The following is a 25,501-nucleotide window of genomic DNA, read 5'->3' as shown; positions in this document are numbered from 1 at the left end:
GGTGGCCTCCCCGGCACCCTACCTTCTGTGGAGAGGTGCTCGTGATCAGTAACTCCTCAGCGCGTCGTCGTACCCTGCTGGCCGCCGCCGCGGGTCTCGTCGTGGCTCCGTTCGCGGCGACCGGGACCGCGCAGGCGGCGGTCCCGAAGGTCTACCTCGACCCCGGGCACGGCGGCACCGACCCGGGCGCCGTCGGCAACGGTCTGACCGAGAAGGCCCTGACCCTCAGCATCGCGCTGCAGACCCGCGACATCCTGAAGGCCAACTACAGCGTCGACGTGCGGATGTCGCGCACCAGCGACGTCACCCGCAGCCTCTCCTCCCGCACGAGCGACGCCAACGCGTGGGGCGCCACGATCTTCGTCAGCATCCACATCAACTCCGGCGGCGGCACGGGCTTCGAGAGCTACCGCTACCCGGGCACCGGCAGCGCCCTGCACAGCGCCATCCACTCCCGGGTCCTGTCGGGCATGCGCAGCGTCGCCTCGGTCACCGACCGCGGCCTGAAGACCGCCAACTTCCACGTGCTGCGCGAGACCGCGATGCCCGCCGTGCTGACCGAGAACCTCTTCATCGACACCCTGGCCAACGCGAATCTGCTCAAGCGCGCCGCCTTCATCACCGCCACCGCCCGGGGGCACGCCAACGGCATCGCCGCCTACCTCGGTCTGTAGCGGGCCGAGCAGCAGAACGCCGGCAGGCCGCGACGGGTCCCGCGGGACCCGTCGCGGTCCTGGCCAGGTACGTGCCGCCGACACCCGCGCCGCGCTCCTCCGGTCCCCCGCTCCGTCGCCCTGCCGACGGGCGACCCGGCTCGGGCGCGGGTCGTCCGTCGGGGATAGTGACGAGGTGGCGAGGCAGACCGTGGAGACCGACGACCCGTACCACTGGCTGGAAGACCTTGACGGCACGGACGCCGCGCGGTGGGTACGGGACCGCAACGCGGAGACCGTGGCCGCCCTGACCGGCGGAGAGGCGTTCGTGGCCCTGCGGGCCGAGCTCCGTCAGGTGCTCGACGCGGACGACCGCATCCCCTACCCCGGGTGGCGCGGCGACCACCTCTACTACAACTTCTGGACCGACGCGACGCACCCGCGCGGGGTCTGGCGGCGGACGACGCGCGAACAGTACCGCCGGCCGGAGCCGGAATGGGACGTGCTGCTCGACCTGGACGCGCTGGCCGCCGAGGAGGGCGAGAACTGGGTCTGGGGCGGCGCGACGGTGTTGCGGCCCGGCTACGGGCGCGCCCTGGTGAGCCTCTCCCGGGGCGGCGGCGACGCGGTCGTGGTGCGGGAGTTCGACCTCGACCGCCGCGTCTTCGTCGCGGACGGCTTCACGCTGCCCGAGGCGAAGAGCGACGTGGACTGGATCGACGCCGACCACGTCTACGTCGCCACCGACTTCGGGCCCGGCTCGTTGACCTCCTCGGGCTATCCCCGGGTGGTCAGGCGGTGGCGGCGGGGCACCCCGTTGGCCGAGGCCGAGGTCGTCCACGAGGGGCACGCCGACGACGTCGCCGTGTGGGCCGCGCACGACCCGACGCCCGGCTTCGAGCGCGACTTCGTGGGCCGCCGGCTGGACTTCTACCGCTCGGAGCAGCACCTGCTGACCGCATCGGGCGAGCGGATCCGGATCGCCGTGCCGGAGGACGCCGGGTGGGACGTGCACCGGGAGTGGCTGCTGATCCGGCCGCGCTCGCCGTGGACGGTCGGCGGGGCGACCCACCCCGCGGGCGCCCTGCTGGCGACCCGGTTCGACGCGTTCCTCGCCGGGGAGCGGGAGATGACGGTGCTCTTCCGCCCCGACGACCGTACGGCGCTCAGCGGCTGGTCCTGGACCCGTAACCGGCTGATCCTGGCCACCCTCGCCGACGTGCGGAGCCGGCTGGAGGTGCTGACGCCCGACGGGGAGGGCTGGCGGCGGGAGAGCCTGCCCGGGGTGCCGGAGTTCGACCACAGCGAGATCGTGGACACCGACCCGGACAACGAGGACGCCTACCTGCTCACCTCGGAGGGGTTCCTCCAGCCGGCGACGCTGCGCCTCGGGCAGGTCGGTGGCGCGGTCGAGACGCTCAGGCGGGCACCGGCGTCCTTCGACGCGGGCAACCTGGCGGTACGACAGTTCTTCGCCGCCTCGGCCGACGGCACGCGGGTGCCGTACTTCGTGGTCGGGGACCCGGACGCGCCCGCCGGTCCGACGCTGCTCACCGGCTACGGCGGGTTCGAGATCCCCCTGACCCCGCACTACAGCGGGGTGATCGGCCGGGGGTGGCTGGCCCGGGGCGGCACCTACGTGGTGGCGAACATCCGGGGCGGCGGGGAGTACGGCCCCGGGTGGCACCGGGCGGCGCTGCGGGAGAACCGGCCCCGGGCGTACGAGGACTTCGCGGCGGTGGCGGCCGACCTGGTGACGCGGGGCATCACCACGCCGGAACTGCTCGGCGTCGAGGGCGGCAGCAACGGCGGGCTGCTGGCCGGGGTGATGCTGACCCGCTACCCGGCGCTCTTCGGTGCGGTCGCCGCGCACGTGCCGGTGCTGGACATGCGGCGGTACCACCGGCTGCTGGCCGGTGCTTCGTGGCTGGCCGAGTACGGCGACCCGGACGTGGCGGCCGACTGGGAGTTCCTGCGCGGCTACTCGCCGTACCACAACGTCGAGGGCGACCGGGCGTACCCGCCGGTCCTGCTCGTCACCTCGACCCGCGACGACCGGGTGCATCCCGCGCACGCCCGCAAGATGGCGGCCCGGCTGCGCGAGCACGGCCACGACGTCTCCTACTACGAGAACGTCGAGGGCGGGCACGGCGCGGCGGCGAACAACGAGCAGCGCGCCTTCGTCTGGGCGCTGACCCTGGATTTCCTGTGGCGGAAGCTGGCCGGACGACCGCACCAGCCCCTGCCGCGCCAACTTGTGCTGGATGACGTCGAGTCGGCTACCGGGGTGTCAGTCGGCGGTGCCGGCCGGGACGACCCAGGTCGTGGGCTGACCGGTGATTGAGGTGATCATGTCGAAGTCGCCGTCGTAGTGCAGGACGGTGACTCCATGTCGCTCGGCGGTGGCCGCGATGAGCAGGTCCGCCATCGAGAGCGCACGGTGGTTGCCCTTGTGTAGCGCCTGCACCTGGACGTCGATCGCTCGGTCCCAGACCTCGTCGGGCATGGACAGCCACCGGAAGCCGCTCAGCAGCCACCGTGCACGCTGTGCGTCCTTGGCGGTGCGGGCGCTGTGGATGACCTCGATCTCGACCGCCCCGCACACCGCGAGGAGCCCCCGCTCGGAGAGTTCTTCGAGTACCGGGGCCACGCGCGGCTTGGGCCAGCGGGCGAGGGCTGACTTGTCCAGCAGGTAGTGCTCGTGGTTCACGCCGCGTCCGGCTTGGTCACCTCGACGGGGCCGGTGAGATCGGGCAGCCCTCCGCTCTTGAGCCAGTCGGCGAACTGCCGCCGCTTCTCGCGGTCGACGATCGCCTTGAGGGCTGCGTTGACGGTGGCCTTCTTGGTCGTGGTGCCGAGGATCTTGCTGGCCTCGGCGAGCAGTTCATCATCGACGTCAAGGATCGTCCGGCTCATGGGTGACTCCCTCCGGTAGGTGATACCAGCTGATGATATCCATCTGACGTCTCTTTGATATCTGCAGCCAGGCGCGCCACGCAGTGCGCGGGCGATGAGCCCCCGAGCAATATCTACGGATTCGTGCGGTTCGTGCGATAAAAGGGTGTGAGTGCGGTCGGGCGTGCCGGCGCAGCGGTGCAAGCCGTCAGGGCTGCGCACGGCAAGCTCGACGTGCCGAAGGAACGGTTCATCTCGTACCCGCAGGCGGGGCGGGACAGCGGCGGCAGCGAGCTGCTGGGCTGGGCCGGGTGGGACCACCTGGCGCAGGCGCTTGCCACCGTCTACCTGGACCGCAAGACGCAGGAGGCGTGGCCCGCCGAACGGCTGCTGCCGCTGCTCGCCGGGCTGCTGTAGATCGAGCCGATGCGCGGGCAGCCTAAAGCTGCCCGCGTTGGCTCCCAACGCTCAGCCGATCCGAACCGGCTTCAGCCGTGAGCCGGCTCCGCCTGCTGACCCCACGGGCTTGGGCCGGCCGCGCCATGAACTGCTTCGCGTAGCGGGTGCAGGAATGGCGCCTGTTGCCACTGGCTCGGTCCGTACCGCGCATAGGCGAACATGACGGCATGGCACCAGATGGACGGGCCGGAAAGCCGTAACGGTTCCACATCGGCGAAGGACAGGATGCAGTTGAGCCCATCGATGGAATAACTGAGAACCACATCATGGTCGAACGCCAACCAACGGCCGCTCAGGCAGCACCATGTCGTGGTTGACGTCACGATGACCCGGACGTAAGCGAACTCCCGCCATTGCGCCTGCGCCAGGCTGGCTGCGCGGGACCGAGCGATGCTGCCACCAATGAGGTTGCCGACGACCGCGCCGGTGACGACCGCTGGCGAACCGTAAACGAAGGTTCCGCCCTGTTCGTAGCTGACCGTGGTGCCGTAGAAGCGGGAGTAGGTGAACGGCGCGTCGAGGTAGATGGCACCCGGCCCGATGAATCCGGGCGCGACCACGGTGGGCGGTGGCTCGCCTTTTGCGAGCCGCTGGTAAAGATGGATCGCCTCGATCCAGCCTTGGTGCTGGGCGGCCACGGAAGGGGGCGGTCGGTATTCGGGTGGTCGGAGAGCAGGCAGTAGCCGGCCCAGCCCGTAGGCGAGGGCGTAGGCAAACATCGCCCACGGCCCGGCAATGCCTACCACGATGGCGTACACCCAGCGGCCGTGCGCGAAGCGGTGTCGCGCGCGCCCGTCAGTGACGCCGAGGACGAAGCCCACGATGACGGTTGCCGCGATGACCGTGATGAAGCCGAGCGAGAAGGCGCCTGCCCACATCATGACCGTGTAACACGGTCCCGTGACGCCGTTGATGTTGTCGGCCGATGCCGCTCCGTGCTCTGCAACACACCTTTCGTACTGCCCGTTCAGCCGGATGGCAAGCAGTCCCAACAACTGCAGCGCGGGCATGCCAGCCGCGGCGACGATCCAGTGTCGCCCGCCGCGGCGTTGGGGCTGCGACCGGCGCTGGGCGCTGCCGGGATGTGGTCCATGGGCCGACCTGCTACCGCTCGGCGGCCTACCATCCGCTGCGGCCGTGGCAGGTGCGGGAGCGGCGGTTCCGGCCGACGCCGTTCGGCCGGCGCAGGCTCGACCCACAGGAGGTGACGGAGTTCCTCGGCCGGGTCAGGGACGCGCTGCGCCGCTGGCAGTCGGAGCAGGCGCGTGCCCGCAACGAGCGGAGCTATGGCCGGTGAGCGAGCGTTGGGTGGCCCACCTGCCGGTGGTGGCCGGTGACCTGCTCGCCGCGCAGCGCCTCGCCCGCGTGGTGGCGCACTGGACGCACGTGCTTCCGCAGACCGATCCGGCGGGCACCACCGTGTCGGCCGAGGACGACCAGAACGCACGCCACTGGGTCTTCTGTGACCGGCGCCTCTCCAGCGGCCTGCGGTGCCTGCTCTGGCCCGACCACGACGGCGAGTGCTCGCGGCGGCCGAGGTGGCGGTGAGTCCAGGATCGGTGGACCGGCACCCGGGCGACGTTTCAGGCGGTCGGGGGCGGGGCCGGCAACTCGTCGACCACCACGACCTCGGTGCCGGGGCGCACCTCGGCCAGCAGTTCCCGCTGCCCACTCTTGGTGAGCCGGATGCAGCCGTTGGTGGTCTTCCTGCCCAGCTCGCCGTCGTGGTACCAGCTGTGGATGCCGATGTGCGCCCCGCGCAGGCCGGTCGGCACGGCGTCCGGGTCGTCGGGCACCGAGCCGAGGGCGTAGATGTCGACGCCCCCGTACACGCCCTCGGGCGGCGGGGTGCGGCCCAGGACGAAGGTGCGGCCCAGTGGGGTCTCCTGCCCGCGTTGGCCCAGGCTGACCTGCCAGGTGCGCATGGCGCGGCCGGCGCGGTACCAGGTGAGCCGGTGCGGCCTGCGCTCCACCACGATCTGGTCGGGCAGCGCCACCGTGGTGTGGCCGCCGGGCGGCAGCCAGGCGAGCGTGCGGTTGGCCGAGGGGAGCAGCACCGCCGCCCAGCCGGCCCGGCGTTCGGCGACGGGCATGGTCAGCTCGACGCCGCTGATGGTGGGGTCGAGGAACGCCAGGGGCCGGCCCCCGGGGGCGGTGTAGGCGGCGATGCGGCGGGTCGGGTGCAGGCCCTCGGTCAGCGGCGTGGGGTCCAGGGCGTCCGGGTCGGCCGGGAAACCGGTGGGCGCCGGTCCGTAGTCGACCACCGGCAGGTCGTCCGGCGCGGGCGCGGCCACGGGCACCCGCTGCGGCGTGGGCGCGGCGCTTGTCGGTGCCGCCCGGGTCGCTCCGGCGGGAGGCGGCGCGGTGGGCGCGGTCTCCGGCGTCAGCGCCCAGCCCGTCGCTCCGGCGGCCAGCAGGAGCAGGGGTACGCCGACGACGGCCAGCACGCGCACCTGCCATCGGTCCATTCGGTCAAAACGCACAAACATACTCTAACGGCCAGAGGGTGGCGAAAACCCCGCCCAGGCCGAATGTCGGCCGGGACGGGGCTCGCGGTGCCTCCCCGCGTCACGCCAGCCGGGCGCCCACGTGGATGGCGACGGCGTCGTGGGCGGGCACGTTCGCGGCGAACCAGCCGTTGCCGTCCACGGTGACCACCGGCCCGCTGCACGTACCCGCGCTGAAGGTGCCGTGGATGACGTCGCAGTAGCGGCCGGCCGGCAGCCCGCTCTGGTACGACCGGCCGTTGACCGCGGAGTCCTCGTCGTTGATGGTGACGTAACCCTTTCCGGCCCGGCCGAAGGCGATGTGGTTGTTGCCGTTGTCGTACCAGTTGACGACGCCGGCGCCCTCGGTGGCGTTGCGGAAGCCGACCATGTTGGCGATCGCCGCCCAGCGGTGCTCGCACTCCCAGCCCGAGTAGCAGGCGGCGTTGAGGGTCTTGCCGGAGCCGTCCGAGGGCGGCCCCTGGTCGCGCTGGCTGAACGTGTAGCTCGACATCACCGTGGGGGAGCCGTACGGCCAGGCGAGCATGAACGCGTTGGCGAGCGCGTAGATGCCCCGGTCGCGGTAGGTCAGCACCCCGCCGACGTCGCGCTGGGTGTCGTGGTTGTCCACGAAGACGGCCGCCGAGGCGCTGGGCAGGTGCCCCCAGCCCGTACCGAAGTTGCGCAGGTAGGCGAGCTTCTCCGAGCGGAAGACCCGGGCCAGGTCCTTGCCGTAGCGGAACTCGTGCACGTCGCCGTTGCCGGTGTACTCGCCCGGCTGAATCGGCTCGCCGGCACCGTGGATTACCTCCTGCACCACGTACGCCGAGCGCGACAGCTTGCCCTTGATGGCGGCGATGTCGGCGGCCGGCATGTGCTTGCTGGCGTCCATCCGGAAGCCGTCCACGCCGAGGGAGAGCAGGTCGTTGAGGTAGCCGGCGATCTTCGTGCGGACGTAGTCCGACTCGGTCTTCAGATCGGAGAGGTTCACCAGTTCGCAGTTCTGCACCTCCCACCGGTCGTTGTAGTTGGCGATGTCGTCGCCGCCGTTGCGACCGCAGTGGTGGAAGTCCTGCGTCTGGTAGATCCCCGGGTAGTCGTAGTGCCCGTACGACGAGCCGGCCCAGCCGGTGCCGCCGTTGTCCTGCCCGGACATGTGGTTGACGACCGCGTCGACCACCACCTTCACCCCGGCGGCGTGGCAGGCGTCGACCATGCTCTTGAACTGGGCGCGGGTCCCCTTGCGGGACTCGATGCGGTAGCTGACCGGCTGGTACGCCAGCCACCACTGCGAGCCCCGGACGTGCTCCTGCGGCGGCGAGACCTGCACCCAGCCGTAGCCCTTCGGGCCGAGCGTGGTGCGGCACTCGGTGGCCACCGAGGCCCAGTTCCACTCGAAGAGGTTGGCGATGACCTTCTTGGCGCCGGCCGGGGCCGCCGTGGCCGGGGGCGCCGTGGCGGCGGTGGGGACGATCATGCCCGCGATCACGCCGAGGGCGACGATCGCCGACAGACGTCGACGTCTCTGCATCGAAGGACTCCTGACGGGGGTGGGGTGGCGGGTACGGGTGGGGCGGTGGGCCCGACCCGGAGACGCTGGTGCTGGTGCTGGTGCTGGTGCTGGTGCTGGTGCTGGTGCGGGGTGTTGGTGCTGGGCGTCGGGCGGGTTGACGGCTGACCGCGTGAGCCGGGTGCTGGGAGTGGGCCGATGGGGCGGCCGGGCGGCTGGAGCGGAGTCGATGCGGGTGGTCCTGAGGCTGTCAGGATCTTGCAGCGTGGATGGAAAATTTCCGAAAGGTTACAAGCTTATTGCAACCACTGTCAATGAATGCCTATCTGTCGATGTCTGTCGTGTCGAGGGTGCCGTCGACCAGGGCGTCGCCCTTGCGGGGCGGAGTGTCTCTGCACGGGGGTGTGTTCCTGTGGCGGCGTGCCCCCGGTGGCGTGCCTCCTGCGGGGCGCATCATCGCCAGGGCAGGGCAGGATCGTTCAGAAGGTCATCGAGGGTCTCGGTGCTCTATCGAAGCGTCCAAAGCGAGTAGTCCATTGTCGCCGTCATCGCTGATCTGGGGCGTTGGCGTGCGTGCCGCTGGGCATCGTCGCGCCCATCGTCGCCGCCGGGCTGCCGCGCGCGGTATGGCCCCGGCCAGCCAGTCGCCCTTCTCGATGCAGCGACCGGCCTCATCGGAGATCTTGGTGGAAACAGGCCCCTCCAGGGGCCGTTTCAGGCCAAGATCTACCTTCATCCTAGTTAGTGGAACGCATATCCCGGAAAGTAGACCTGCTTCGGGCAGGATCGGCAATGGGCCGGTAGCGAGCACCCCTGGGCAGCGAGCACCTGGGGGCAGCCAGCATTCTCCGGCAGTGAGCCGTCGGAGGGGTGCTCGGCGGCTTCCGGTCCCGTCCCGCAGCGACCCCGCCCCAAGATCGCGCACTCGGTGATCCAGCAAAGGGAGCTGCAAGATCGAGAGCGGCAGCGGAAGCGGGGGCGACGGCGACGGCGGGATGGGTCAGCGGGGGGTGAGGCGGTCGGTGCCCAGGCGGTCGCGGAGGACCTCGGGCACCACCACCGACCCGTCGGGCTGCTGGAACTGTTCCAGGATGGCCGGGAAGAGCCGGCTGGTGGCCAGGGCCGACCCGTTCAGGGTGTGCACGAAGCGGGTCTGCTTGCCGCCCGGCTCGCGGTAGCGGATGGCTGCCCGGCGGGCCTGGTAGTCGCCGGCCCAGGAGACCGACGACACCTCCTTGTATTTGCCGGTGCTCGGCATCCACACCTCGATGTCGAGGGTCTTCTTCATCGACGCGCTGGCGTCGCCGGCCGACAGCAGGGTGCGCTGGTAGTGCAGGCCCAGCTTCTCGACCAGGCTCTCCGCGTGCAGGAGCATTTCCTCCAGTGCGGCGTCGGCCTGATCCGGCAGGCAGAACTGGAAGATCTCCACCTTGTTGAACTGGTGACCCCGGACGGTGCCCCGCTCGTCGGAGTGCGACCCGGCCGCTTCGCGCCGGTAGCACGGGGTGTAGGCGAACGCCTTCAGCGGGAGCTTCGGCGTCTCCAGGATCTCGTCCTGGTATGCCCCCAGGATCGCCGTCTCGGAGGTGGGCAGCAGGAACTGTCCGCGCGGGGCGGACTCCCGGTCCAGGTGGTAGACGTCGTCGTAGAACTTGGGGAACTGCCCGGCGGCGAAGCCGGCGGTGTCGAGCAGCAGGTGCGGCGGGAGCAGGAACTCGTAGCCGGCCCTGACATGCTCGTCGACGAAGAAGTTGAGCAGTGCCCATTCCAGCCGGGCGCCCATGCCCGTGTACATCCAGAAGCCGGAACCGCCGAGTTTCACCCCGCGCTCGTGGTCGACCAGGCCCAGCATCCGGCTCAGCTCGACGTGGTCGCGGATCTTCTCGATGGGCGGCGGCTCGCCGAAGGTGTGGACGACCCGGTTGGCCTCCTTGCCGCCCGGCACGACGTCGTCGGCCGGGAGGTTGGGCAGCTCGCTCATCACGGCGCGCAGCCGGGACTGCACCTCGTCCAGCTCGGCTTCCAGCTCGGCGAGCTGCTTGCGGCCCGCCTCCGGCGCGGAGACCTCCGGCTCGGTGCCGGCCCGCTTCGCCGCCGCGTACGCCCGGGACTCCGCCTTGCGGCGCTGCCGCTCGCCGTCGATCCCGCTGATCAGGGCGCGACGTTCCTGGTCGAGCCGCTGGATCTCGTCCAGGGTCCGGTTGACCTCGGCGGGATCCAGTCGCTTCGCCAGCGCGGTCGCCACCGCCTCGCGATCCTTCCGGATCAACTCCATGTCGAGCATGCTGCTCCGTACGCTCCGTCCGGACGTCGGGTGGACCCACCGATGCTACCGTCGCGGCCGATCGGGCCCCCGGCCCGGTCTCGCCAACCCCCGACCGACCCGGCGCGGCACGCCGGCTGGGCCGACCGGCACGGCGGTCAGAGCCGGATCGGCATCAGCACGGAGAACGCGTCCGCGTCGTCCGGGCGGCGCAACGCCAGCGGCGCGATCGGGCCGTCCCACTCCAGCAGCAACTGGCCCGGGCCGGCCGCGGCCACGGCCTCGAGCAGGTACCCGCCGTTGACCCCGAGGCGGAACGCGTCGGCCTGCCCGGTCAGCTCGTCGGGCCCGAGCAGCCGCACCCCGCCCCGGCCGTCCGGTCCCAGCACGGTCACCGCGAGCGGTACACCGTCGTGCCGACGCGTGACGACGGGGGCGTCGGCGCTGGTCAGGGCCGCCCGCAGGGCGTCGGCGTCGACCGTGAGCCGGTGCGCCGGCCCGCCGTCGGGCGTCCTGCGCAGCAGGCGGCGGTGATCCGGGAAGTCGTACGGCAGGACGTCGGCGTCGACGGTGCGGCCGGCGACGCGGAGCGAGATCGTGCCGGCCGCCACCGTCAGCCGTGCCTCGGCGACGAGCCCCACGTCACCGTCGAGCAGGGCGCGCAGTTCGTCGACGAAGGCGACCGGGGCGAGTACCCGCACCGCCGGCCCCTCGACGCGGGCGGTGGCCCGCGCCACGGCCAGCCGGTACCGGTCGGTCGCGACCAGCCACACGCCGGCCGCGTCGGATTCGAACAGCACGCCGGCCATCGCCGGCAGGTCGACGTCGGTGCCGACCGCGAAGCGGACGGCGTCCACGGCGGCGGCCAGGTCGGCGCGCGCCGAGACGAGACGGGTGGTCATGGCGGGCTCCTCGGCGTCGATCAGGGCACGGACGCGGGACAGCTCCCGGCGGGCGTCGGCGAGGCCGTCCTCCAGCCGGCGCAGGTGCGCGTCGAGCAGGCGGTGCGCCTGCGCGGGCTCGGCGCGCAGCGCGGCGGCGATCTGCGCGACCGGCATGCCGACCCGGCGCAGCCCCGCCACCAGCCGGGCCGGCGTCACCTGGTCGGTCGTGTACCAGCGGTAGCCGGTCACCGGGTCGACCAGGGCCGGGATCAGCACCCCGGCCGAGTCGTAGAACCGCAGGGCGCTCACCGTCAGCCCGCTGGCCCGGGCCAACTCGCCGATGCTACGCAGGTCGCTCTCCACGGCCCCGATCCTGCCGCCTCAACCTGGTCGAGGGTCAACCCGGCGACCGGCGGACGCACCCGCCGACCGGCCGGGCGGGATCTAGCGCGGCCGGTCCAGCACCCGGAAGGTCATCCCCGCCCGCACCAGCCGGTCCAGCAGCGCGTCGCCCATCGCGGTCACCGGGGTGACCTGGCCGGCGGTGGCCGGCAGCTCGTCGGTGGCCAGGCAGAGCGCCGACTCGGCGAGCATCTTCGCCGTCTCGTCGTAGCCGGGGTCGCCGCCGGCCACCTCGGTCAGCACCCGCCGCCCGCCGCCCGTGGCGACGAACCGCACCCGGAACCACGATTTCGCCCGCTGCTGCGGCGTCGGCCCCTGCCCGGAGGCGAGCCGGCCGAGCAGCCAACGCCGCGTCGGGGCCAGCTTCACCAGCGCCACCAGGCCGCCCATGCCCACCCCGGCGGCCAGCAGGGTGGGCACCCGCTTGACGGCGGCGAAGTGCCGGTAGCGGAAGTCCGGCCCGTACTCGGCGCGGGCGGCGGCCGATCGGCGCACCACCTGCGGGTCGATGGTCGGCAGGGGCACGATCCACATGCCCAGCTCCTTCGACCGGGACACCCGGCCGGGCACCGCGCGCACCCGCCGCCCCGTCGGCCGCGGCTCGATCTGCCGCCGCTCGCGGGCCGCCCGGGACGCCTGCGCCGTACGCGAGAAGGCGGTGAGCGCCGAATGGTACGTGCCGGCGGAGAACCGCCCGCCCGCCCGGACGAAACCGTCGACGGCGATCGGCCCGTCCTGCGGGAGGTGCCTGAGTGTGAACCAGACCCCCAGGTCGTGCGGGATCGAGTCGAACCCGCAGGCGTGCACCAGCCGCGCCCCGGTGCGCTGCGCCTCGGCGTGGTGGCGCACGTACATCAGGTCGACGAACTCCGGCTCGCCGGTGATGTCCAGGTAGTCGGTGCCGGCGCGGGCGCACGCGGCCACCAGCGGCTCACCGTGGTGGACGTACGGGCCGACGGTGGTGGCGACCACCCGGGCCGCCTCGGCCACCGCGCGCAGCGACTCCGCGTCCGTGACGTCGGCGGTGAGCAGGGGCAGCCCGGCCAGCGCCGGGTCGATCGCGGCCAGCCGGTCCCGGACGGCCGCCAGCTTGCCGGGGTTGCGTCCCGCGAGCGCCCAACGCAGCCCGGGCGGGGCGTTGCGGGCCAGGTATTCCGCGGTCAGCCCCCCGGTGAAGCCGGTGGCCCCGAACAGGACGACGTCGTACGCCCGCTGCTCACGCATCCGCCGAGTGTGCCACCCGGCACGGCGGCCCGCAGCGCCGTGCTCAACCGCCGGCCGCCGGGAGAGCGGGGTCGAGCACGGCGCGGACGCAGCCGTCGGCCCGCTCCCGGAACAGTGCGTACGCCTCCGCGCCCCGCTCCAGCGGCAGCCGGTGGGTGGCCAGGTGCTCCGTACGCAGCTCGTCGCGGGCCATCCGCCGCAGCAGCATCGGGATGTAGCGCTGCCCGTGCTGCCGTGCGCCCCGCACCGTCAGCCCCTTGTTGGTAACCGCACCGAGCGGGAAGGCGTCGACGAAGCCGGTGAACTCGCCGAGCAGGAAGACCGAGCCGCCCTTGCGGCACGCCTGCACCGCCTCGCGTACGGCGGCGGGCCGCTCGGCGCCGCCGGTGAACCGGTCGGCCAGCGACCGTGGACCGTGCCCGTTCCAGGCCGCCCCGACCGCCTCCACGCACACGTCCGGGCCCCGCCCGCCGGTGCGCTCACGCAGCTCGGCGGCGACGTCGGCGAGCCCGTGGTCGATCGTCTCCGCGCCGGCGTGCCGCTCCGCCATCCGCAGCCGGTCCTGTTCGGTGTCGATGACGATGACCCGTTCCGCGCCGAGCAGCCGCGCGGCCCGGGCCGTGAGCTGCCCGACCGCGCCCGCACCCCAGACCGCCACCACGTCGCCGGGGCGCACCCGGCCGAGGTCCGCGCCCATCCAGCCGGCCGGCGCGGCGTCCGAGGCGAACAGCGCGCGGTCGTCGCTCACCGGCTCCGGCACGGCGAACGCGCCGACGTCCGCGTACGGCACCCGGACGTACTCCGCGTGGCTGCCGGCGAAGCCGCCCAGCGCCCGGGGCTGGCCGAACGCGCCCGCCGTGGGGTGACCCCAGGTCGCCTCGGAGAGCGCCGGGTCCGCGCTGCCGTTGTCGCAGCAGGAGGGCAGGTCGCGCCGGCAGTACCAGCAACTGCCGCAGGCCACCGACGAGCAGACCACCACCCGGTCGCCGGCCCGGTGCCGGCGCACCTGCGGGCCGACCTCGACGACCTCGCCGAGGAACTCGTGCCCGAGCACGTCGCCGACGGCGAGGAAGGGCACCCGCCCGGCGAGCAGCGGCAGGTCCCCGCCGCAGGTGGCGCTCTGCCGGACCCGGACGATCGCGTCGTGGCCGTTGCGCAGCTCCGGGTCGGGCACCCGCCGTACCGCCAGCTCGCCGGCGCCGACCCAGCACAGCGCCCTCATCGGGGTGTGCCCGCCGGACGGTCGGCTGCGGCGCGGTCCGCGCGCAGCGCCTCGCCGGTCTCGGCGAGCTGCCTGACCTCCCACAACGCCCGGCGCACCAGCAGCCCCGGATCGTCGCCGACCAGGTGGGCGGCGAGCCCGGCGGGTGCCGGCGCGCCGGCCAGCGGCCGGGCGGCCAGCTCCGTGCCCCGGCAGCCGGGGGCGGGCCGCAGCTCGACCTGCACCGCGCCGCCGAGTCGACGCAGCGGCTCCGGCCAGCGTCCGCCGGGCAGCACCTCGCCGGGCGCGCGGTCGATGGTCACCACCTGCCAGCGCCCGGGCTGCGGATCGGCGCCGGCCGCGCGGGGCCAGGACGACCCGCGTCGCCGTACGACCAGCGTCCGGCCAGCCGCCGCGACGGCCAGTGCCGCCCCGGCCGTGCCCGCGACGCGTCCCATCCGTGCCCGGCGTCCCCGCCCGTCCACCCCGGCCCGCCTTCCGTCGGTTGCGACGCCGGGCGCGCACCGGGGCGCGCGGCCCGGCCGTCCGCGTACCACCCAGGCTCGGCGGTGACCGGGTGAAGCCGGCTCCCCCCGAAGGGGTGAACGCCGCCGGGCCGGGTAACCGCCGCCCGCAGGGCCTGGGGTGTGGACGCGTCCGTGGGGGTGGGGCCGGGTGGCGGAGGACGTACGGGACACGGGAGTGGTCGCCTTCGCGCGCGATCCGGCCGGTGCGCCGGTGCTGGCGTCCCGGCTGACCCCCGCCCCGACGCCGGAGCCGCTGGTGTTGCGGCCCCGGCTGCTGCGGGCGCTGGACGAGGGGACCGCCGGGCCGGTCACGCTGGTGCGGGCCCCGGCGGGGTGGGGCAAGACGACCCTGCTCGCCTCCTGGTTCCGGGCCGTCGGTGCGGCCGGCGCGCACCGGGACCGGGTGGGGGAGGGGCCGGTGACCGCCGCCGCCGGGGGAGCCCGGTCCGACGTGTCGGTCGGCGCCGCCCCGGGCGACTTCGGTGCGGCGGGCGACGTCGGCGTCCCGGCGGATCCCGACGGGCCGCGGGCGGCCTGGGTCTGCGTGGAGGCCGGCGACGACGGGCAGCGGCTCTGGTCCTACCTGGCGGCGGCGCTGCGCGCGGTCGTGGCCCCCACCGACGACGAGCCGGTGCCCGACCGGTCGCCCCGGCCCGACCAGTTGGAGCTGCTGGCCGCTGCCCTCGCCGCCCGGGAGCGTCCGGTGCTGCTGGTCCTGGACGACCTGCACCGGATCGCCGACCCGCAGGCGCTGAGCGGCCTCGAGTTCCTGCTCCGCCACGCCGGGCAGCGGCTGCGGCTGGTCGTCGGCGCCCGCGCCGGGCTGCCGCTGGCCGTGCAGCGGCTGCGGCTGGCCGGGGAGCTGACCGAGGTCGGCCCCGACGAGTTGGCCTTCAGTGACGACGAGGTCGCCGACCTGCTGACCGCGCACGGGGTGGCGCTGCCGGCGGCCGGGGTACGCCGGCTGCGGGAACGCACCGGCGGCTGGCCGGCGGCCCTGCGCTTCGCCGCGCTGGCGTTGCGCGGGCAGCCGGACCCGGCCCGCTGGGCCGCGCAGTTCGGCGGCGACCAGCCGGAGGTGGCGGGCTACCTGCGCGAGGAGGTGCTCGCCGGGCTGGACCCGGACGCGCGGGACGTGCTGCGCCGCTGCGCCCTCGCCGACGCGGTCTGCGCCGGCCTCGCCGACGCGCTCACGGGGCGGGCCGACGCCGAGCAGACGCTGGCCGCCCTGGCCGGTGACGGCGGCCTGCTGCGCCGCGACGACAGCCGTCCACCCTGGTACCGCTGCCCTCCGCCGCTGGCCGACCTGCTGCACGCCGAGCTGGGCCGGCTGCCCGCCGACGAGCTGCGTGGCCTGCACCTGCGGGCGGCCGGCTGGTACGCCGACAACGGGCGGCCCACCGAGGGGCTACGGCACGCGCTGGCCGGCGGCGACCACGCCGGGGCCGTCGCGCTGTTCGTGGCCCGCTGGCCGGATCTGGTCCGGTACGACCGGGAGGCGTTCGCCGGCCGGACGCCCCCGTCCCCGCCGCCGGAGGCCGTGCGTCGCGACCCGGAGCTGGGGCTGGCCTGCGCCGCCGAGCGGGCCGGGGCCGGCGACGCCGCCGCCGCCACGGCGCACCTACGCGCCGCCGTCGAGGCCGCCCGGACGCTGCCCGCGCCCCGCCGGGACCGGTTCCGGCGGCTGGTCACCGCGCTGGAGCTCACCCTGGCCCGGCTCGCCGACGACCCCGAAGCGGTACGCGCCGCCGCGTCCCGGCTGCTCGCCACCCGCCCCGCGCCGGCGGGTCGGGCGCCGTCGTCGATGCCGGCGGGTCCCGGTCCGTCCCCGGCGCCGGCCGAGCCGTGGGGCACCGCCGCCGAGGACGCCGACGTGCGGGCGGTGGCCGGCACCGCGCTGGCCCTCGCGGACCTGGCGGACGGGGACCTGGGCGCCGCCAGGGTCGCCTTCGCCGGGTCGTTGGGGGCGGCCCGGGAGGCCGGGCGGTCGCGGACGGAGCTGGTCTGCGCCAGCCGGGCGGCCCTGCTGCACGCCGTGTGGGGGGAGCTGCGGAGCGCCGAGGGGCTCGCCCGCGACGCCCTCGCGATGCCGCCCTGCCACGGCTGGGCCTGCCGCGACGACTGCGCCCACGCGTACCTGGCGCTGGCCCTGGTCGCCCTGCACCGGGACCAGTCCGAGGAGGCGGCGGCGAACCTGGCGCTGGCCGCGCCGGCCACCGGCGATCCCGTGGTGGGTGCGCTGGCGGCGCTGTGCCGGGCGTACCTGCTGCGGGACGCCGGCGACCTGCCCGAGGGGCACCGGGTGCTGGCCGAGGCGCGGGAGCGGCTCACCGGCCGGCCCCGGGCCGGCGAGCTGACGCACTGGCTGCTCGCCGTCGAGGCGGACGTGCACGGGGCGCGGGGTGACCTGGGCGTAGCCCGGGAACTGCTCACCGAGCGGGTACGCGACACGGCCCCCGCGCCGCTTGCCGTCGCGCTGGCCCGGGTGGAAGTCGGCGCCGGCGACCCACGCGCCGCCGGGTACGCGCTGCCGGACTGGGAGTCGCCGGAGGCGGCCGGGTGGCCGCTGCCCGTACGCCTGGAGGCCGCCGTACTGGACGCGGTGCTGGCCCGGGACGCGGGCGACGAGCGGCGGGCCGGGCGGGTGCTGGAGCGGGCCCTGGACCTGGCCGGGCCGGAGGGCTTCCGGCGGGTTTTCACCCGCGCCGGGCCCGGGGTCCGGGACCTGCTCGCCGCGCACCTGGACGCCGGCACGGCGCACTGGTCGACGGTCAGTGACCTGGTCCGGGGCGCCGACGCGCCGGCCGAGCGCGCCCCGGCGCCCCGGGCCGCGGCGCTGGACGAGCCGCTCACCGAGCGGGAGCTGACCATCCTGCGTTACCTGCAGAGCATCCTGTCCAACGTGGAGATCGCGGCCGAGTTGTCCCTGTCGGTCAACACGGTCAAGACCCACGTGCGCAACATCTACCGCAAGCTCGACGCGGGCCGCCGCCGCGAGGCCGTCCGCCGCGCCCGCGACCTGCACCTGATCTGAACCGCCGCCCGCCGCTTCCGGCCCCGCCCCGTCCGGGCGTCAGGGGGTGGCGGCGTCGACCGCCGCCAGGAGGTCGGCCACGTCGTAGTCCCCGTCGAGGCGCTCGCCGTTGACGAACAGGGTGGGCGTGGCGTCGACGCCGCTGCGGATGCCGCCCACGAAGTCGTGCCGCACCCGGTCGCCGTGCGCCTGCCGCCGTACCTCCGCGGTCACCTCGTCGCCGGGCAGGCCGAGCTGCTCGACGCCGAGCGACAGGTGTACGGGGTCGAGCTGGTCCTGGTGCTCGTAGAGCCAGTCGTGCATCGGCCAGAACGCGCCGCGCCCGCCGGCCGCCTCGGCCGTCTCGGCGGCCTGTTCGGCGTACGGGTGCAGGTTGGTGATGGGGAAGTGCCGGTAGACCAGTCGCACCGTGTCGGCGCGTTGCCGCAGCAGTTCCCGCAGGTTCGCGTACGCGGCACCGCAGAACCGGCACTGGAAGTCGGCGTACTCGACGATCGTCACCGGCGCGTCCGCCGGCCCGCGGGCGTGGTCGTGTCCGGTCACCGGGGTCCGCAGGCGGGCGGTGACCTGGAGCGGGGTGGTCATCGGGTCGTCACCTCAGTCATGTCGTCCAGCCTTCCCGGCGGTGGGGTGAGGGTTCCTCACCCCACCCGGATGGTTCGGCGGACCGGGGCCTCCCGGGTCGCCCCGGCGCTTGGGAGCGCTTCCAGAGGGCCCGGTGGGTCGGTTAGGGTGAGCCCGTTCCTCGGGTGCGGGAGCCGTCGCGCCGATGCCCGGAGCCAGGGCAGCTCCGGCGCGATCCCGCACGTCTCCGTCGCCGGGCCGTGGCCGTCACCGCGTCCGCCCCCGGCGTCCGAACCCGGAAGGAACCGTCGATGCGCAGAAGTCACCTCGGCGCGGTCGTGTCCGCGCTACTCGTCGCCGCGGCAGTCGTGGCGACCCCGTTCACCGCCGCCGGCGCGCCCGCCGCCGCAGCCGAGTCGTACACCTGGAAGAACGTCCGGATCGACGGCGGCGGCTTCGTCCCCGGCATCGTCTTCAACCCCACCGAGAAGGACCTGATCTACGCCCGCACCGACATCGGCGGCATGTACCGCTGGGAGCAGGCCCGGCAGTCCTGGACGCCGCTGCTGGACTGGGTCGGCGCCGACAGGTGGGGCTGGAACGGCGTGGTCAGCGTCGCCACGGACCCGGTGCAGACCAACCGCGTCTACGCGGCCGTCGGGATGTACACCACCGGCTGGGACCCGGACAACGGCGCCATCCTCCGCTCGGCCGACAGGGGCGCCACCTGGCAGGCCACCGAACTGCCGTTCAAGAACGGCGGGAACATGCCCGGCCGGGGCATGGGCGAGCGGCTCGCCGTCGACCCCAACAGGAACAGCATCCTGTACTACGGCGCCGAGGGCGGCAACGGCCTGTGGCGCAGCACCGACTTCGGGGCGACCTGGGCCAAGGTGACCAACTTCCCCAACGTCGGCAACTACCGGGCCGACCCGAGCGACCCGAACGGCTACAACGGCCAGAACCAGGGCCTGACCTGGGTCAGCTTCGACAGGAGCACCGGTACGGCCGGCACGGCCACGCAGACCGTCTACGTCGGCGTGGCCGACAAGGAGAACCCGGTCTACCGCAGCACGAACGGCGGCGCGAGCTGGGAGCGGATCGCCGGGCAGCCGACCGGCTACCTCGCGCACAAGGGCGTCGTCGACCCGGTGGGCGGCTTCCTCTACATCGCCACCAGCGACACCGGCGGCCCGTACGACGGCGGCAAGGGCGACGTCTGGAGGTTCGACCGCGCCACCGGCGCGTGGACGCGGATCAGCCCGGTCCCGTCCACCAGCACCGACGCCTACTTCGGTTACAGCGGCCTCACCATCGACCGGCAGCGGCCGAACACCCTGATGGTGGCCACGCAGACCTCGTGGTGGCCGGACGCGATCTTCTGGCGCAGCACCGACGGGGGCGCCACCTGGACCCGGATCTGGGAGTTCACCAGCTACCCGAACAGGTCCAAGCGCTACACCATGGACGTCAGCTCGGTGCCGTGGCTGACCTTCGGCAGCAACCCCGCCCCGCCGGAGGAGGCCCCGAAGCTGGGCTGGATGAACGAGTCGGTCGAGATCGACCCGCACGACAGCAACCGCTTCCTGTACGGCACCGGCGCCACCATCTACGGCAGCACCGACCTCACCAGGTGGGACGCCGGCGACCAGTTCACCATCAGGCCCATGGTCAAGGGCCTGGAGGAGACCGCGGTGCTCGACCTGGTCAGCCCGCCCTCCGGGGCGCCGCTGATCAGTGCGCTCGGCGACATCGGCGGCTTCCGGCACACCGACCTGGACGCCGTGCCGCCGATGATGTTCACCCAGCCGAACTTCACCAGCACCACCAGCCTGGACTACGCCGAGACGAAGCCGGCCGTGCTGGTGGGGCCGGCAACTTCGCCGACGCGGACCGCCCCGACGACAGCCACGTCGCGTTCTCCACTGACGGCGGGGCGACCTGGTTCCAGGGCACCGAGCCGTCCGGCGTCGACAGCGGCGGCACGGTCGCCGCGTCGGCCGACGGCAGCCGGTTCGTCTGGGCGCCGGGCGACGCCGGCCAGCGGGTGGTGCACTCGGTCGGGTTCGGCACCTCGTGGGCCGCGTCGACGGGCGTCCCGGCCAACGCGACCATCGAGTCCGACCGGGTCAACCCGAACAAGTTCTACGCCTTCGCCGGCGGCATGCTCTACGTCAGCACCGACGGCGGGGCGAGCTTCACCGCCTCGGCCGCCGCCGGCCTGCCCACCACCGGCAACGTCAAGTTCAAGGCGCTGCCCGGCAGGGAGGGCGAGTTGTGGCTGGCCGGCGAGGGCGGGCTGTGGCGCTCCACCGACTCCGGGGCCACCTTCGCCAGGCTGGCGGCGGTGAGCACCGCCGGCAACGTCGGCTTCGGCAAGGCCGCGCCCGGCCGGACGTACCCGGCGCTGTACCTGTTCGGCACCGTCGACGGCCGACCCGGCGTGCACCGCTCGGACGACACCGGCGCGACCTGGGTGCGGATCAACGACGACCGGCACCAGTACGGCAACGCGGGGGAGGCCCTGACCGGCGATCCCCGGGTCTACGGCCGCGTCTACCTCGGCACCAATGGCCGGGGCGTCCTGGTCGCCGACCGGCTCGGCGGCACCCCCGACCCGACGCCGACCACCTCCACCCCACCGCCGACGACCCCACCCCCGACCACCCCACCCCCGACCACCCCGCCGCCCACCAGCGGGTGCGCGGCGACCTACCGGGTGACCGGCTCCTGGCAGGGCGGCTTCCAGGGCGAGGTGGTGGTCCGCAACGCCGGCAGCGCGGCGATCGCCGGCTGGACGGTGGGCTGGACCTTCCCGGACGGTCAGAAGATCACCCAGCTCTGGGGCGGCACCCACACCCAGACCGGGGCGAGCGTCTCCGTCCGGGACGCCGGCTGGAACGGCGCCCTCGGCGCGGGTGCCACCGCCACCGTCGGCCTCCTGGCGACGACGGCCGGCACGAACACCGCCCCGGCGACCGTCACCTGCGCCGCCCGCTGACCGCCTCCCGGCCGCGTCGTCACGACCGGGGCGGCTCGGTCCCGCCCGCCCTCGCGCGGTGTGCGCCGGGCGGGCGGGACCCTAGGCGCGGGGGACCATCCGTCGAGGGAGGGCTCGTGGATCCGATCCGGGCCGAGCGCGCGCCGGCGAGCATCGCCGCCCTGTGAGGGGCCGGGCGTAGGCGGGGGCCGTCGCCCGGTGCGGTGCCGGGCGCGGGCGGGGCGTCGCCCGGCACGGCACCGGGCCCCGGCCGACCCGCTGGGGGTCGTCGGGGCCCGGCGCCGCGAGCGTGTGTCGGACCGGTCAGCCGTCCAGGCCGGCGGGGGAGTTGGGCCGGTCGACGTCGACGAACTCGATGTCGTCCATCGCCCGGTCGCCCCGGCTGCCGGCGGCCCGCGCGGCGGTGCCGGCGGCCCAGCCGAGCGCCGCGCCGACCAGCGCGGCGCTGATCAGCAGCGTCCAGGGCAGCGCCGGCCGGCGGCCGGCCAGCGCGTCGAAGGCCAGGGTGGCCCGGCGGCGGGCCTGGTCCGCCGCGGAACCCACCAGGTCGCCGGCGTCGCCGGCGAGGCCGGAACCGCCCTGGCGGGCCGAACGGGCGGTGTCGCGGACGCTGTCACCGGCGGAGCTGACGGCCGAGGCCAGGTGCTGCCACGCCTGGTCGGCGATCCGCTCGGGCTTGCTGCGGCGGTCCAGCAGGTTGGTTCCGAACATGGTGGATTACCTCCTCGGGTGCCGAAACCGGCGGCCACTTCGGACTCCGGCGTCTCACCGGTGAATGCGGTTCGCTCGTTTCCGCCTGTGCCCGGTGGGGCGGCTGCGCAAACCCCCGCCGCACACGCCGGCCCGCCACGGCGGGTGGGGGTCAGCCAAGGACGACCGCCGCCGGCACGCCCCGCGCGAAGTCGTCGTCATCGTCGTCGTCATCGCCTCCGCCGCCGCCGAACCCGCAGGCGAGCACGAGAGCCAAAAGCGCGCCGACGCCGGCCAGTGCGGCAAGTCTCCTGAGCATCGATGGTCCTCCGGTCGTAGTCGGGTCTCCGAGCCGATGCTAGGCAGTGCGGGCAAGGCCGGGGCCGAAGCGGCACAGGCCACGCCGGGGGACGGCTGCTGGGCGCTGTCAGGTGGGCCGGCTACCCTGGGGCCCGACGCGCCAGCGCCAGCTGGCCGTGGGGTGATAAGACCAATAGTCCGGATGAGGGCGGTTTGTTCACGTCCGCGTTCGTGAATTGCTCATCCCGAGGGGTGGCGACCGAGGCCATCGGAGGAATACTCTCGGTCGCGGCCCGCGTACTGATGAGGCGCCCGTCGGACGGGCGAGTGGAGGTGCTCGCGTGAGCCTGTCGATCGTGAAGTCGGTCCTGCCGGGTGGGGTCATCGAGATCGCCCCGCGGGGCGAGATCGACGTCGACACCGCGTACGAGGTGCGCGAGGCGATCGCCGAGGTCCTGACCAAGGGGCGCCCGGCTCGGATCGAGCTGAACATGCGCCTCGTCACCTTCATCGACTCGGTGGGCATCAGCGCGATGGTCGCCGGCTTCCAGACCGCCGAGGTGAGCGGCGTCAAGCTCGTCGTCACCGAGCCGAGCCGGTTCGTGCACCGGCAGCTCTGGGTGACCGGCCTGCTGGGCCTCTTCGGCGCCCCCGAGCCCTACTACGCCGGCGCGGCCACCCCCGAGGTCCTCCCCGGCGCCTGACCGCCGCGGCAGCCCACCCGCCCGCGCCCGGCCGCACCGCCGTCGGCCGCACCCGCCGTGACCGGCGCCAGCGAGGCGGCCGGCGACGTTCAACGGGCAGGCAGCACGCTGACGGCCCCGCAGCAGCCGCGACGCCACGCACCCGACGCACGCCACGCGACGCAGGCGACGCACGGGACGCACGCGACGCACGCGAGGCACGCGGCACGGCACGGCGCGCGGAAGTGTGCGGCGCTCAGTCGTCGCCGAGGCCCGACAGGTCGACGTCCGTCACCTCGGTGACCGCGCGGATCGCCGTCACCGAGGCGTACCCGCCGGCCAGCAGGGCCAGGTCGGTGCCGGACTGCACGGCCTGCCCCGGCTCCTCCAGCGACGTGCGGACGAAACCGTGCCCGGCCTCCGCCACCGTCATCTGCACCTGGCCGAAGCTGGCCAGCGCGCCCCGGCGTACCCCGCGCAGCCGGTCGTGCGGCAGGTCCGGCGCGTTCACGTTGAGCACGCTCTCCACCGGCCCGGCGGTGAGCCGGGGCAACAGGTCCAGGGCGACCCGGGCGGCGGTCGCCCAGTGCCGCTCGGCGTCGCGGACCCGGGCGGCGGCGGCCACCGCGGCACCCCCGCTGGCGGCCGTGGCCTCCCCGGCCGAGAGCACGTCGAGCGAGACGGCCATCGCCCGGCAGCCGTTCGCCGCGGCGGTGAAGGCGGCGCCGACCGTGCCGGAGTGCAGCACCGCGCGGCCGGCGTTCGCGCCCCGGTTGATGCCGGAGAGCACCACCGACGGCGGCGGACCGAAGGCGCCGTGCAGCGCGATCAGCGTGATGAAGCCGGGGGAGCCGCCGACCCCGAACGCCGGCACCTCCGGCAGTTGTGGCAGCGGGTGCTCGTGGACCACCACGTGCCCGTCGCGCTCCACGGCGGTCATCGCGGCGCTGGTGCCGCTCGCCTCCTCCAGCGGCGCGGCGACGACCACGTCCAGGCCGCGGTCCGCCGCCGCCCGCGCCAACGCCTGGATGCCCGGCGCGGCGATGCCGTCGTCGTTGGTGATCAGCACCCGCAGTGTCATCGCTCGACTGCCCGGCCGGCCAGTTCGTCGGGGGTGGTCCGCTCCTGCGGCCGGCAGCCGGCCGGTACGAGGCGTACCCGCTCCACCAGGCCGGTGATCGAATCGATCCGGCCGGTGCCCAGGCCGTGCCGGGTCACGTTGAGCGCGCCGGCCGCCGCCCCGGTACGGATCGCGGTGCGCACGTCCCCGCCGCGCGCCACCACGGCCGCCACCCCGGCGGTCATCGAGTCGCCCGCCCCGCGTGGGTCGGCCGCCTCCAAGTGGGGCATCTCCACCTCGAAGGCCTCGCCGTCGACCAGGGCGAGCGCCGGCTTGTCGGCCCGGCTCACCACCACGTTCTCGGCGCCGGCGGCGTGCAGGTCGTACAGGGCGCGGGTGAGCTGCTCCTCGTCGTCGCCGTCGGCGCGACCGTCGGCGATCAGCTCCTCGTGACTGATCTTGAGGAAGAAGACCCCGCTGTCCAGCACGGCGTCGAGGTGCTCGCCGCAGAGGTCGACCACGACCCGGCTGCCGTTGGCCCCGAGGTCGGCGGCGAAGCGCCGGTAGAGGTCGGCCGGGACCAGCGACGGTTCGTTCGGTCCGCTCAGCACGCTGACCGTGGCGCGCAGCCCCTCGCCGAGCGCCAGGTTGTAGAGCTCGTCCAGCTCGTGGCGGCTGAGCGGCTGGCCGGGCACGTCGACGATCTCGTGCCGGGAACCGTCGCGGCGGTCGTGCACGTACCCGCCGCTGCCGGACTCGCGCAGCACGACCTTGAGGTCCACCCCCTCGCTGACCAGCAGCGGCTCAAGCACCTGGCCGATCTCGCCGCCGAGGGCGGTGCAGAGCACCACGTCGACCCCGAGCGACATCACCATCCGGGCCTGCCAGACGCCCTGCCCGCCGGGGTGCAGGTGCAGCTCCGGCGCCTCGCTGGGCTGGTCGACGGTCACCGTCAGCCGGGGCGTGGGCGCGAAGACCATCACGTGCCCGCTCATCCGTCGTACCCGCCCATACGCCCAGTCCTCGCCAATCGACACTTTTGGGGACAATCCATGAACTGACCGTAGCGGGAGCGGTGCCCGGACGTCCGGACTCCGGGGGCGATCGGCGCGGCGTTGCCAGCACGCCCGGCATACGCGACGATCGGGCGACCATCGACGGTGGGAGACGGCGTGCTCAGGCGGGACTGCTTCAGCTACACCATCCAGGCGCGCTGCTCCGTCGCGCGGGCCGCGGCGTTGCTCGTGGACCTGCGCCGGCAGGAGGACCTGCATCCGCTGATCGTCCGGGTGCGCCGGGTGCCGCCCCGCCCCGGCGCGCGCGCCAGCTACGACATCACCGATCGGCTGCCCGTCGGGCCGGTGCGCCTGACGACCACCTACCGGGCCGACGTCCTCGTCGACGACCCCGACGAGATCGTCACCGTGGCCCGGCAGTGGCCCGCCACGACGGTGCGCAACCACACCCGACTGCGGGCGGAGCCCGACGGCGTGGTCCGCATCGACGTGGAGATCACCCTCGCCGCGCCCGCACCGCTGTTCGGCTACGCGTTCCGCCAGGCCCGTGCCGCACACCTCGGGCTGGCGGCCCGCCTCGGCGCCGCCCTCGACCGGCACCCGCCCGAGCCGTCGACCGACTGACCCCACGACGGCGCCGGCCCCGCTC

At 74.2% G+C, this 25,501-nt stretch carries 25 protein-coding genes; 10 read left to right on the top strand and 15 right to left on the bottom strand.

All coding sequences use genetic code 11. From position 1 onward, the window contains the following. Positions 1 to 35 precede the first annotated feature (35 nt). Together ACQ452_RS21255 and ACQ452_RS21250 are read left to right on the top strand one after the other, a co-directional pair. Positions 36 to 674 carry an N-acetylmuramoyl-L-alanine amidase family protein gene (locus ACQ452_RS21255; protein WP_433386870.1) on the top strand — a complete coding sequence of 213 codons (639 nt, stop codon included), beginning with the start codon at positions 36 to 38 and terminating at the stop codon, positions 672 to 674. Positions 675 to 849: 175 nt separating this feature from the next. Further along, the gene (locus ACQ452_RS21250; protein WP_433386869.1) at positions 850 to 2,997 is read left to right on the top strand and encodes a prolyl oligopeptidase family serine peptidase; all 2,148 of its coding nucleotides are present in this window, start codon (positions 850 to 852) and stop codon (positions 2,995 to 2,997) included. Here ACQ452_RS21250 and ACQ452_RS21245 read toward each other — a convergent pair. Next, a complete protein-coding gene (locus tag ACQ452_RS21245) occupies positions 2,944 to 3,363 on the bottom strand; it encodes a PIN domain nuclease (RefSeq protein ID WP_433386868.1) in 420 nt (139 codons plus the stop codon). The two genes, ACQ452_RS21250 and ACQ452_RS21245, sit on opposite strands and share 54 nt — an antisense overlap. After that, a complete protein-coding gene (locus ACQ452_RS21240) occupies positions 3,360 to 3,569 on the bottom strand; it encodes a type II toxin-antitoxin system VapB family antitoxin (RefSeq protein ID WP_433386867.1) in 210 nt (69 codons plus the stop codon). Before ACQ452_RS21240 ends, ACQ452_RS21245 begins: the two co-directional genes overlap by 4 nt. A gap of 177 nt (positions 3,570 to 3,746) precedes the next feature. Here ACQ452_RS21240 and ACQ452_RS21235 point away from each other — a divergent pair, with 177 nt between their 5' ends. Continuing rightward, positions 3,747 to 3,965, top strand: a complete 219-nt coding sequence (locus tag ACQ452_RS21235; protein ID WP_433386866.1) for a DUF7008 domain-containing protein — start codon at positions 3,747 to 3,749, stop codon at positions 3,963 to 3,965. 71 nt (positions 3,966 to 4,036) lie between these two features. Here the strand turns inward: ACQ452_RS21235 and ACQ452_RS21230 are convergent, their stop codons facing one another. Next, a complete protein-coding gene (locus ACQ452_RS21230; protein WP_433386865.1) occupies positions 4,037 to 5,017 on the bottom strand; it encodes a hypothetical protein in 981 nt (326 codons plus the stop codon). 74 nt (positions 5,018 to 5,091) lie between these two features. On the opposite strand from ACQ452_RS21230, the gene ACQ452_RS21225 reads away from it, so the two are divergent. Both ACQ452_RS21225 and ACQ452_RS21220 read left to right on the top strand, forming a co-directional pair. Then, on the top strand, positions 5,092 to 5,304 hold the full coding sequence (locus tag ACQ452_RS21225; protein WP_433386864.1) for a DivIVA domain-containing protein: 213 nt from the start codon (positions 5,092 to 5,094) through the stop codon (positions 5,302 to 5,304). Further along, positions 5,301 to 5,555, top strand: a complete 255-nt coding sequence (locus tag ACQ452_RS21220) for a hypothetical protein (RefSeq protein WP_433386863.1) — start codon at positions 5,301 to 5,303, stop codon at positions 5,553 to 5,555. The genes ACQ452_RS21225 and ACQ452_RS21220 overlap by 4 nt, the downstream gene beginning before the upstream one ends. A 35-nt stretch (positions 5,556 to 5,590) precedes the next feature. Here ACQ452_RS21220 and ACQ452_RS21215 read toward each other — a convergent pair whose 3' ends face one another. The 7 genes from ACQ452_RS21215 to ACQ452_RS21185 form a co-directional block, all read right to left on the bottom strand. Next, positions 5,591 to 6,496, bottom strand: a complete 906-nt coding sequence (locus tag ACQ452_RS21215) for a L,D-transpeptidase (protein ID WP_433386862.1) — start codon at positions 6,494 to 6,496, stop codon at positions 5,591 to 5,593. A 79-nt stretch (positions 6,497 to 6,575) separates the two neighbouring features. Continuing rightward, the gene (locus ACQ452_RS21210; protein ID WP_433386861.1) at positions 6,576 to 8,024 is read right to left on the bottom strand and encodes an alpha-amylase; all 1,449 of its coding nucleotides are present in this window, start codon (positions 8,022 to 8,024) and stop codon (positions 6,576 to 6,578) included. 979 nt (positions 8,025 to 9,003) lie between these two features. After that, on the bottom strand, positions 9,004 to 10,287 hold the full coding sequence (gene serS / locus ACQ452_RS21205) for a serine--tRNA ligase (RefSeq protein ID WP_433386860.1): 1,284 nt from the start codon (positions 10,285 to 10,287) through the stop codon (positions 9,004 to 9,006). A gap of 137 nt (positions 10,288 to 10,424) precedes the next feature. Beyond that, positions 10,425 to 11,501 carry a MerR family DNA-binding transcriptional regulator gene (locus tag ACQ452_RS21200; protein WP_433394298.1) on the bottom strand — a complete coding sequence of 359 codons (1,077 nt, stop codon included), beginning with the start codon at positions 11,499 to 11,501 and terminating at the stop codon, positions 10,425 to 10,427. 93 nt (positions 11,502 to 11,594) lie between these two features. Beyond that, a complete protein-coding gene (locus tag ACQ452_RS21195; RefSeq protein ID WP_433386859.1) occupies positions 11,595 to 12,776 on the bottom strand; it encodes a saccharopine dehydrogenase family protein in 1,182 nt (393 codons plus the stop codon). 43 nt (positions 12,777 to 12,819) lie between these two features. Then, a complete protein-coding gene (locus ACQ452_RS21190; protein WP_433386858.1) occupies positions 12,820 to 13,998 on the bottom strand; it encodes a zinc-dependent alcohol dehydrogenase in 1,179 nt (392 codons plus the stop codon). After that, the gene (locus ACQ452_RS21185) at positions 13,995 to 14,435 is read right to left on the bottom strand and encodes a hypothetical protein (RefSeq protein ID WP_433386857.1); all 441 of its coding nucleotides are present in this window, start codon (positions 14,433 to 14,435) and stop codon (positions 13,995 to 13,997) included. Before ACQ452_RS21185 ends, ACQ452_RS21190 begins: the two co-directional genes overlap by 4 nt. Positions 14,436 to 14,652: 217 nt before the next feature. Here ACQ452_RS21185 and ACQ452_RS21180 point away from each other — a divergent pair, with 217 nt between their 5' ends. After that, positions 14,653 to 17,538, top strand: coding sequence for a LuxR C-terminal-related transcriptional regulator (locus tag ACQ452_RS21180; protein ID WP_433386856.1), 2,886 nt, complete (start codon positions 14,653 to 14,655; stop codon positions 17,536 to 17,538). 39 nt (positions 17,539 to 17,577) lie between these two features. Here ACQ452_RS21180 and ACQ452_RS21175 read toward each other — a convergent pair whose 3' ends face one another. Further along, positions 17,578 to 18,123: a DsbA family protein gene (locus ACQ452_RS21175; protein WP_433386855.1), complete on the bottom strand. Its 546-nt coding sequence runs from the start codon at positions 18,121 to 18,123 to the stop codon at positions 17,578 to 17,580. Between the two features lie 290 nt (positions 18,124 to 18,413). Between ACQ452_RS21175 and ACQ452_RS21170 the strand changes: the two genes are divergently transcribed. Together ACQ452_RS21170 and ACQ452_RS21165 are read left to right on the top strand one after the other, a co-directional pair. Next, positions 18,414 to 20,453: a xyloglucanase gene (locus ACQ452_RS21170; protein ID WP_433386854.1), complete on the top strand. Its 2,040-nt coding sequence runs from the start codon at positions 18,414 to 18,416 to the stop codon at positions 20,451 to 20,453. Next, entirely contained in the window at positions 20,450 to 21,103 is a 654-nt protein-coding gene (locus ACQ452_RS21165; RefSeq protein WP_433394296.1) for a cellulose binding domain-containing protein, read from the top strand. Before ACQ452_RS21170 ends, ACQ452_RS21165 begins: the two co-directional genes overlap by 4 nt. A gap of 303 nt (positions 21,104 to 21,406) precedes the next feature. Here the strand turns inward: ACQ452_RS21165 and ACQ452_RS21160 are convergent, their stop codons facing one another. Both ACQ452_RS21160 and ACQ452_RS21155 read right to left on the bottom strand, forming a co-directional pair. Continuing rightward, complete coding sequence (locus ACQ452_RS21160) at positions 21,407 to 21,814, bottom strand: hypothetical protein (RefSeq protein ID WP_433386853.1); 408 nt, start codon at positions 21,812 to 21,814, stop codon at positions 21,407 to 21,409. Between the two features lie 151 nt (positions 21,815 to 21,965). Then, on the bottom strand, positions 21,966 to 22,112 hold the full coding sequence (locus ACQ452_RS21155; RefSeq protein ID WP_433386852.1) for a hypothetical protein: 147 nt from the start codon (positions 22,110 to 22,112) through the stop codon (positions 21,966 to 21,968). A 322-nt stretch (positions 22,113 to 22,434) separates the two neighbouring features. Here ACQ452_RS21155 and ACQ452_RS21150 point away from each other — a divergent pair, with 322 nt between their 5' ends. Continuing rightward, positions 22,435 to 22,797 (top strand): STAS domain-containing protein, encoded by a 363-nt coding sequence (locus ACQ452_RS21150; protein ID WP_433386851.1) that lies wholly within the window; start codon positions 22,435 to 22,437, stop codon positions 22,795 to 22,797. Positions 22,798 to 23,032: 235 nt separating this feature from the next. Here ACQ452_RS21150 and surE read toward each other — a convergent pair whose 3' ends face one another. Further along, positions 23,033 to 23,857 carry a 5'/3'-nucleotidase SurE gene (surE, locus tag ACQ452_RS21145; RefSeq protein ID WP_433386850.1) on the bottom strand — a complete coding sequence of 275 codons (825 nt, stop codon included), beginning with the start codon at positions 23,855 to 23,857 and terminating at the stop codon, positions 23,033 to 23,035. Further along, complete coding sequence (locus ACQ452_RS21140; RefSeq protein WP_433386849.1) at positions 23,854 to 24,831, bottom strand: 1-phosphofructokinase family hexose kinase; 978 nt, start codon at positions 24,829 to 24,831, stop codon at positions 23,854 to 23,856. The genes surE and ACQ452_RS21140 overlap by 4 nt, the downstream gene beginning before the upstream one ends. A gap of 177 nt (positions 24,832 to 25,008) precedes the next feature. Here ACQ452_RS21140 and ACQ452_RS21135 point away from each other — a divergent pair, with 177 nt between their 5' ends. Next, complete coding sequence (locus ACQ452_RS21135) at positions 25,009 to 25,476, top strand: SRPBCC family protein (RefSeq protein WP_433386848.1); 468 nt, start codon at positions 25,009 to 25,011, stop codon at positions 25,474 to 25,476. Positions 25,477 to 25,501 lie beyond the last annotated feature (25 nt).

The sequence above is a fragment of the Micromonospora sp. KLBMP9576 genome (assembly GCF_050941805.1).
Taxonomy (GTDB): domain Bacteria; phylum Actinomycetota; class Actinomycetes; order Mycobacteriales; family Micromonosporaceae; genus Micromonospora.
Note: the sequence above shows the minus strand (reverse complement) of the source record. Positions and strands in the feature narration are given on the sequence as shown.

Coding starts and splice junctions, on each gene's coding strand:
- ACQ452_RS21240 (WP_433386867.1), bottom strand. CDS start 3,569: ATGAGCCGGACGATCCTTGACGTCGATGATGAACTGCTCGCCGAGGCC.
- ACQ452_RS21190 (WP_433386858.1), bottom strand. CDS start 13,998: ATGAGGGCGCTGTGCTGGGTCGGCGCCGGCGAGCTGGCGGTACGGCGG.
- ACQ452_RS21170 (WP_433386854.1), top strand. CDS start 18,414: ATGCGCAGAAGTCACCTCGGCGCGGTCGTGTCCGCGCTACTCGTCGCC.
- ACQ452_RS21160 (WP_433386853.1), bottom strand. CDS start 21,814: ATGTTCGGAACCAACCTGCTGGACCGCCGCAGCAAGCCCGAGCGGATC.
- surE (WP_433386850.1), bottom strand. CDS start 23,857: ATGACACTGCGGGTGCTGATCACCAACGACGACGGCATCGCCGCGCCG.
- ACQ452_RS21215 (WP_433386862.1), bottom strand. CDS start 6,496: ATGTTTGTGCGTTTTGACCGAATGGACCGATGGCAGGTGCGCGTGCTG.
- ACQ452_RS21175 (WP_433386855.1), bottom strand. CDS start 18,123: ATGACCACCCCGCTCCAGGTCACCGCCCGCCTGCGGACCCCGGTGACC.
- ACQ452_RS21230 (WP_433386865.1), bottom strand. CDS start 5,017: ATGCCCGCGCTGCAGTTGTTGGGACTGCTTGCCATCCGGCTGAACGGG.
- ACQ452_RS21210 (WP_433386861.1), bottom strand. CDS start 8,024: ATGCAGAGACGTCGACGTCTGTCGGCGATCGTCGCCCTCGGCGTGATC.
- ACQ452_RS21155 (WP_433386852.1), bottom strand. CDS start 22,112: ATGCTCAGGAGACTTGCCGCACTGGCCGGCGTCGGCGCGCTTTTGGCT.
- ACQ452_RS21185 (WP_433386857.1), bottom strand. CDS start 14,435: ATGGGACGCGTCGCGGGCACGGCCGGGGCGGCACTGGCCGTCGCGGCG.
- ACQ452_RS21140 (WP_433386849.1), bottom strand. CDS start 24,831: ATGAGCGGGCACGTGATGGTCTTCGCGCCCACGCCCCGGCTGACGGTG.
- serS (WP_433386860.1), bottom strand. CDS start 10,287: ATGCTCGACATGGAGTTGATCCGGAAGGATCGCGAGGCGGTGGCGACC.
- ACQ452_RS21195 (WP_433386859.1), bottom strand. CDS start 12,776: ATGCGTGAGCAGCGGGCGTACGACGTCGTCCTGTTCGGGGCCACCGGC.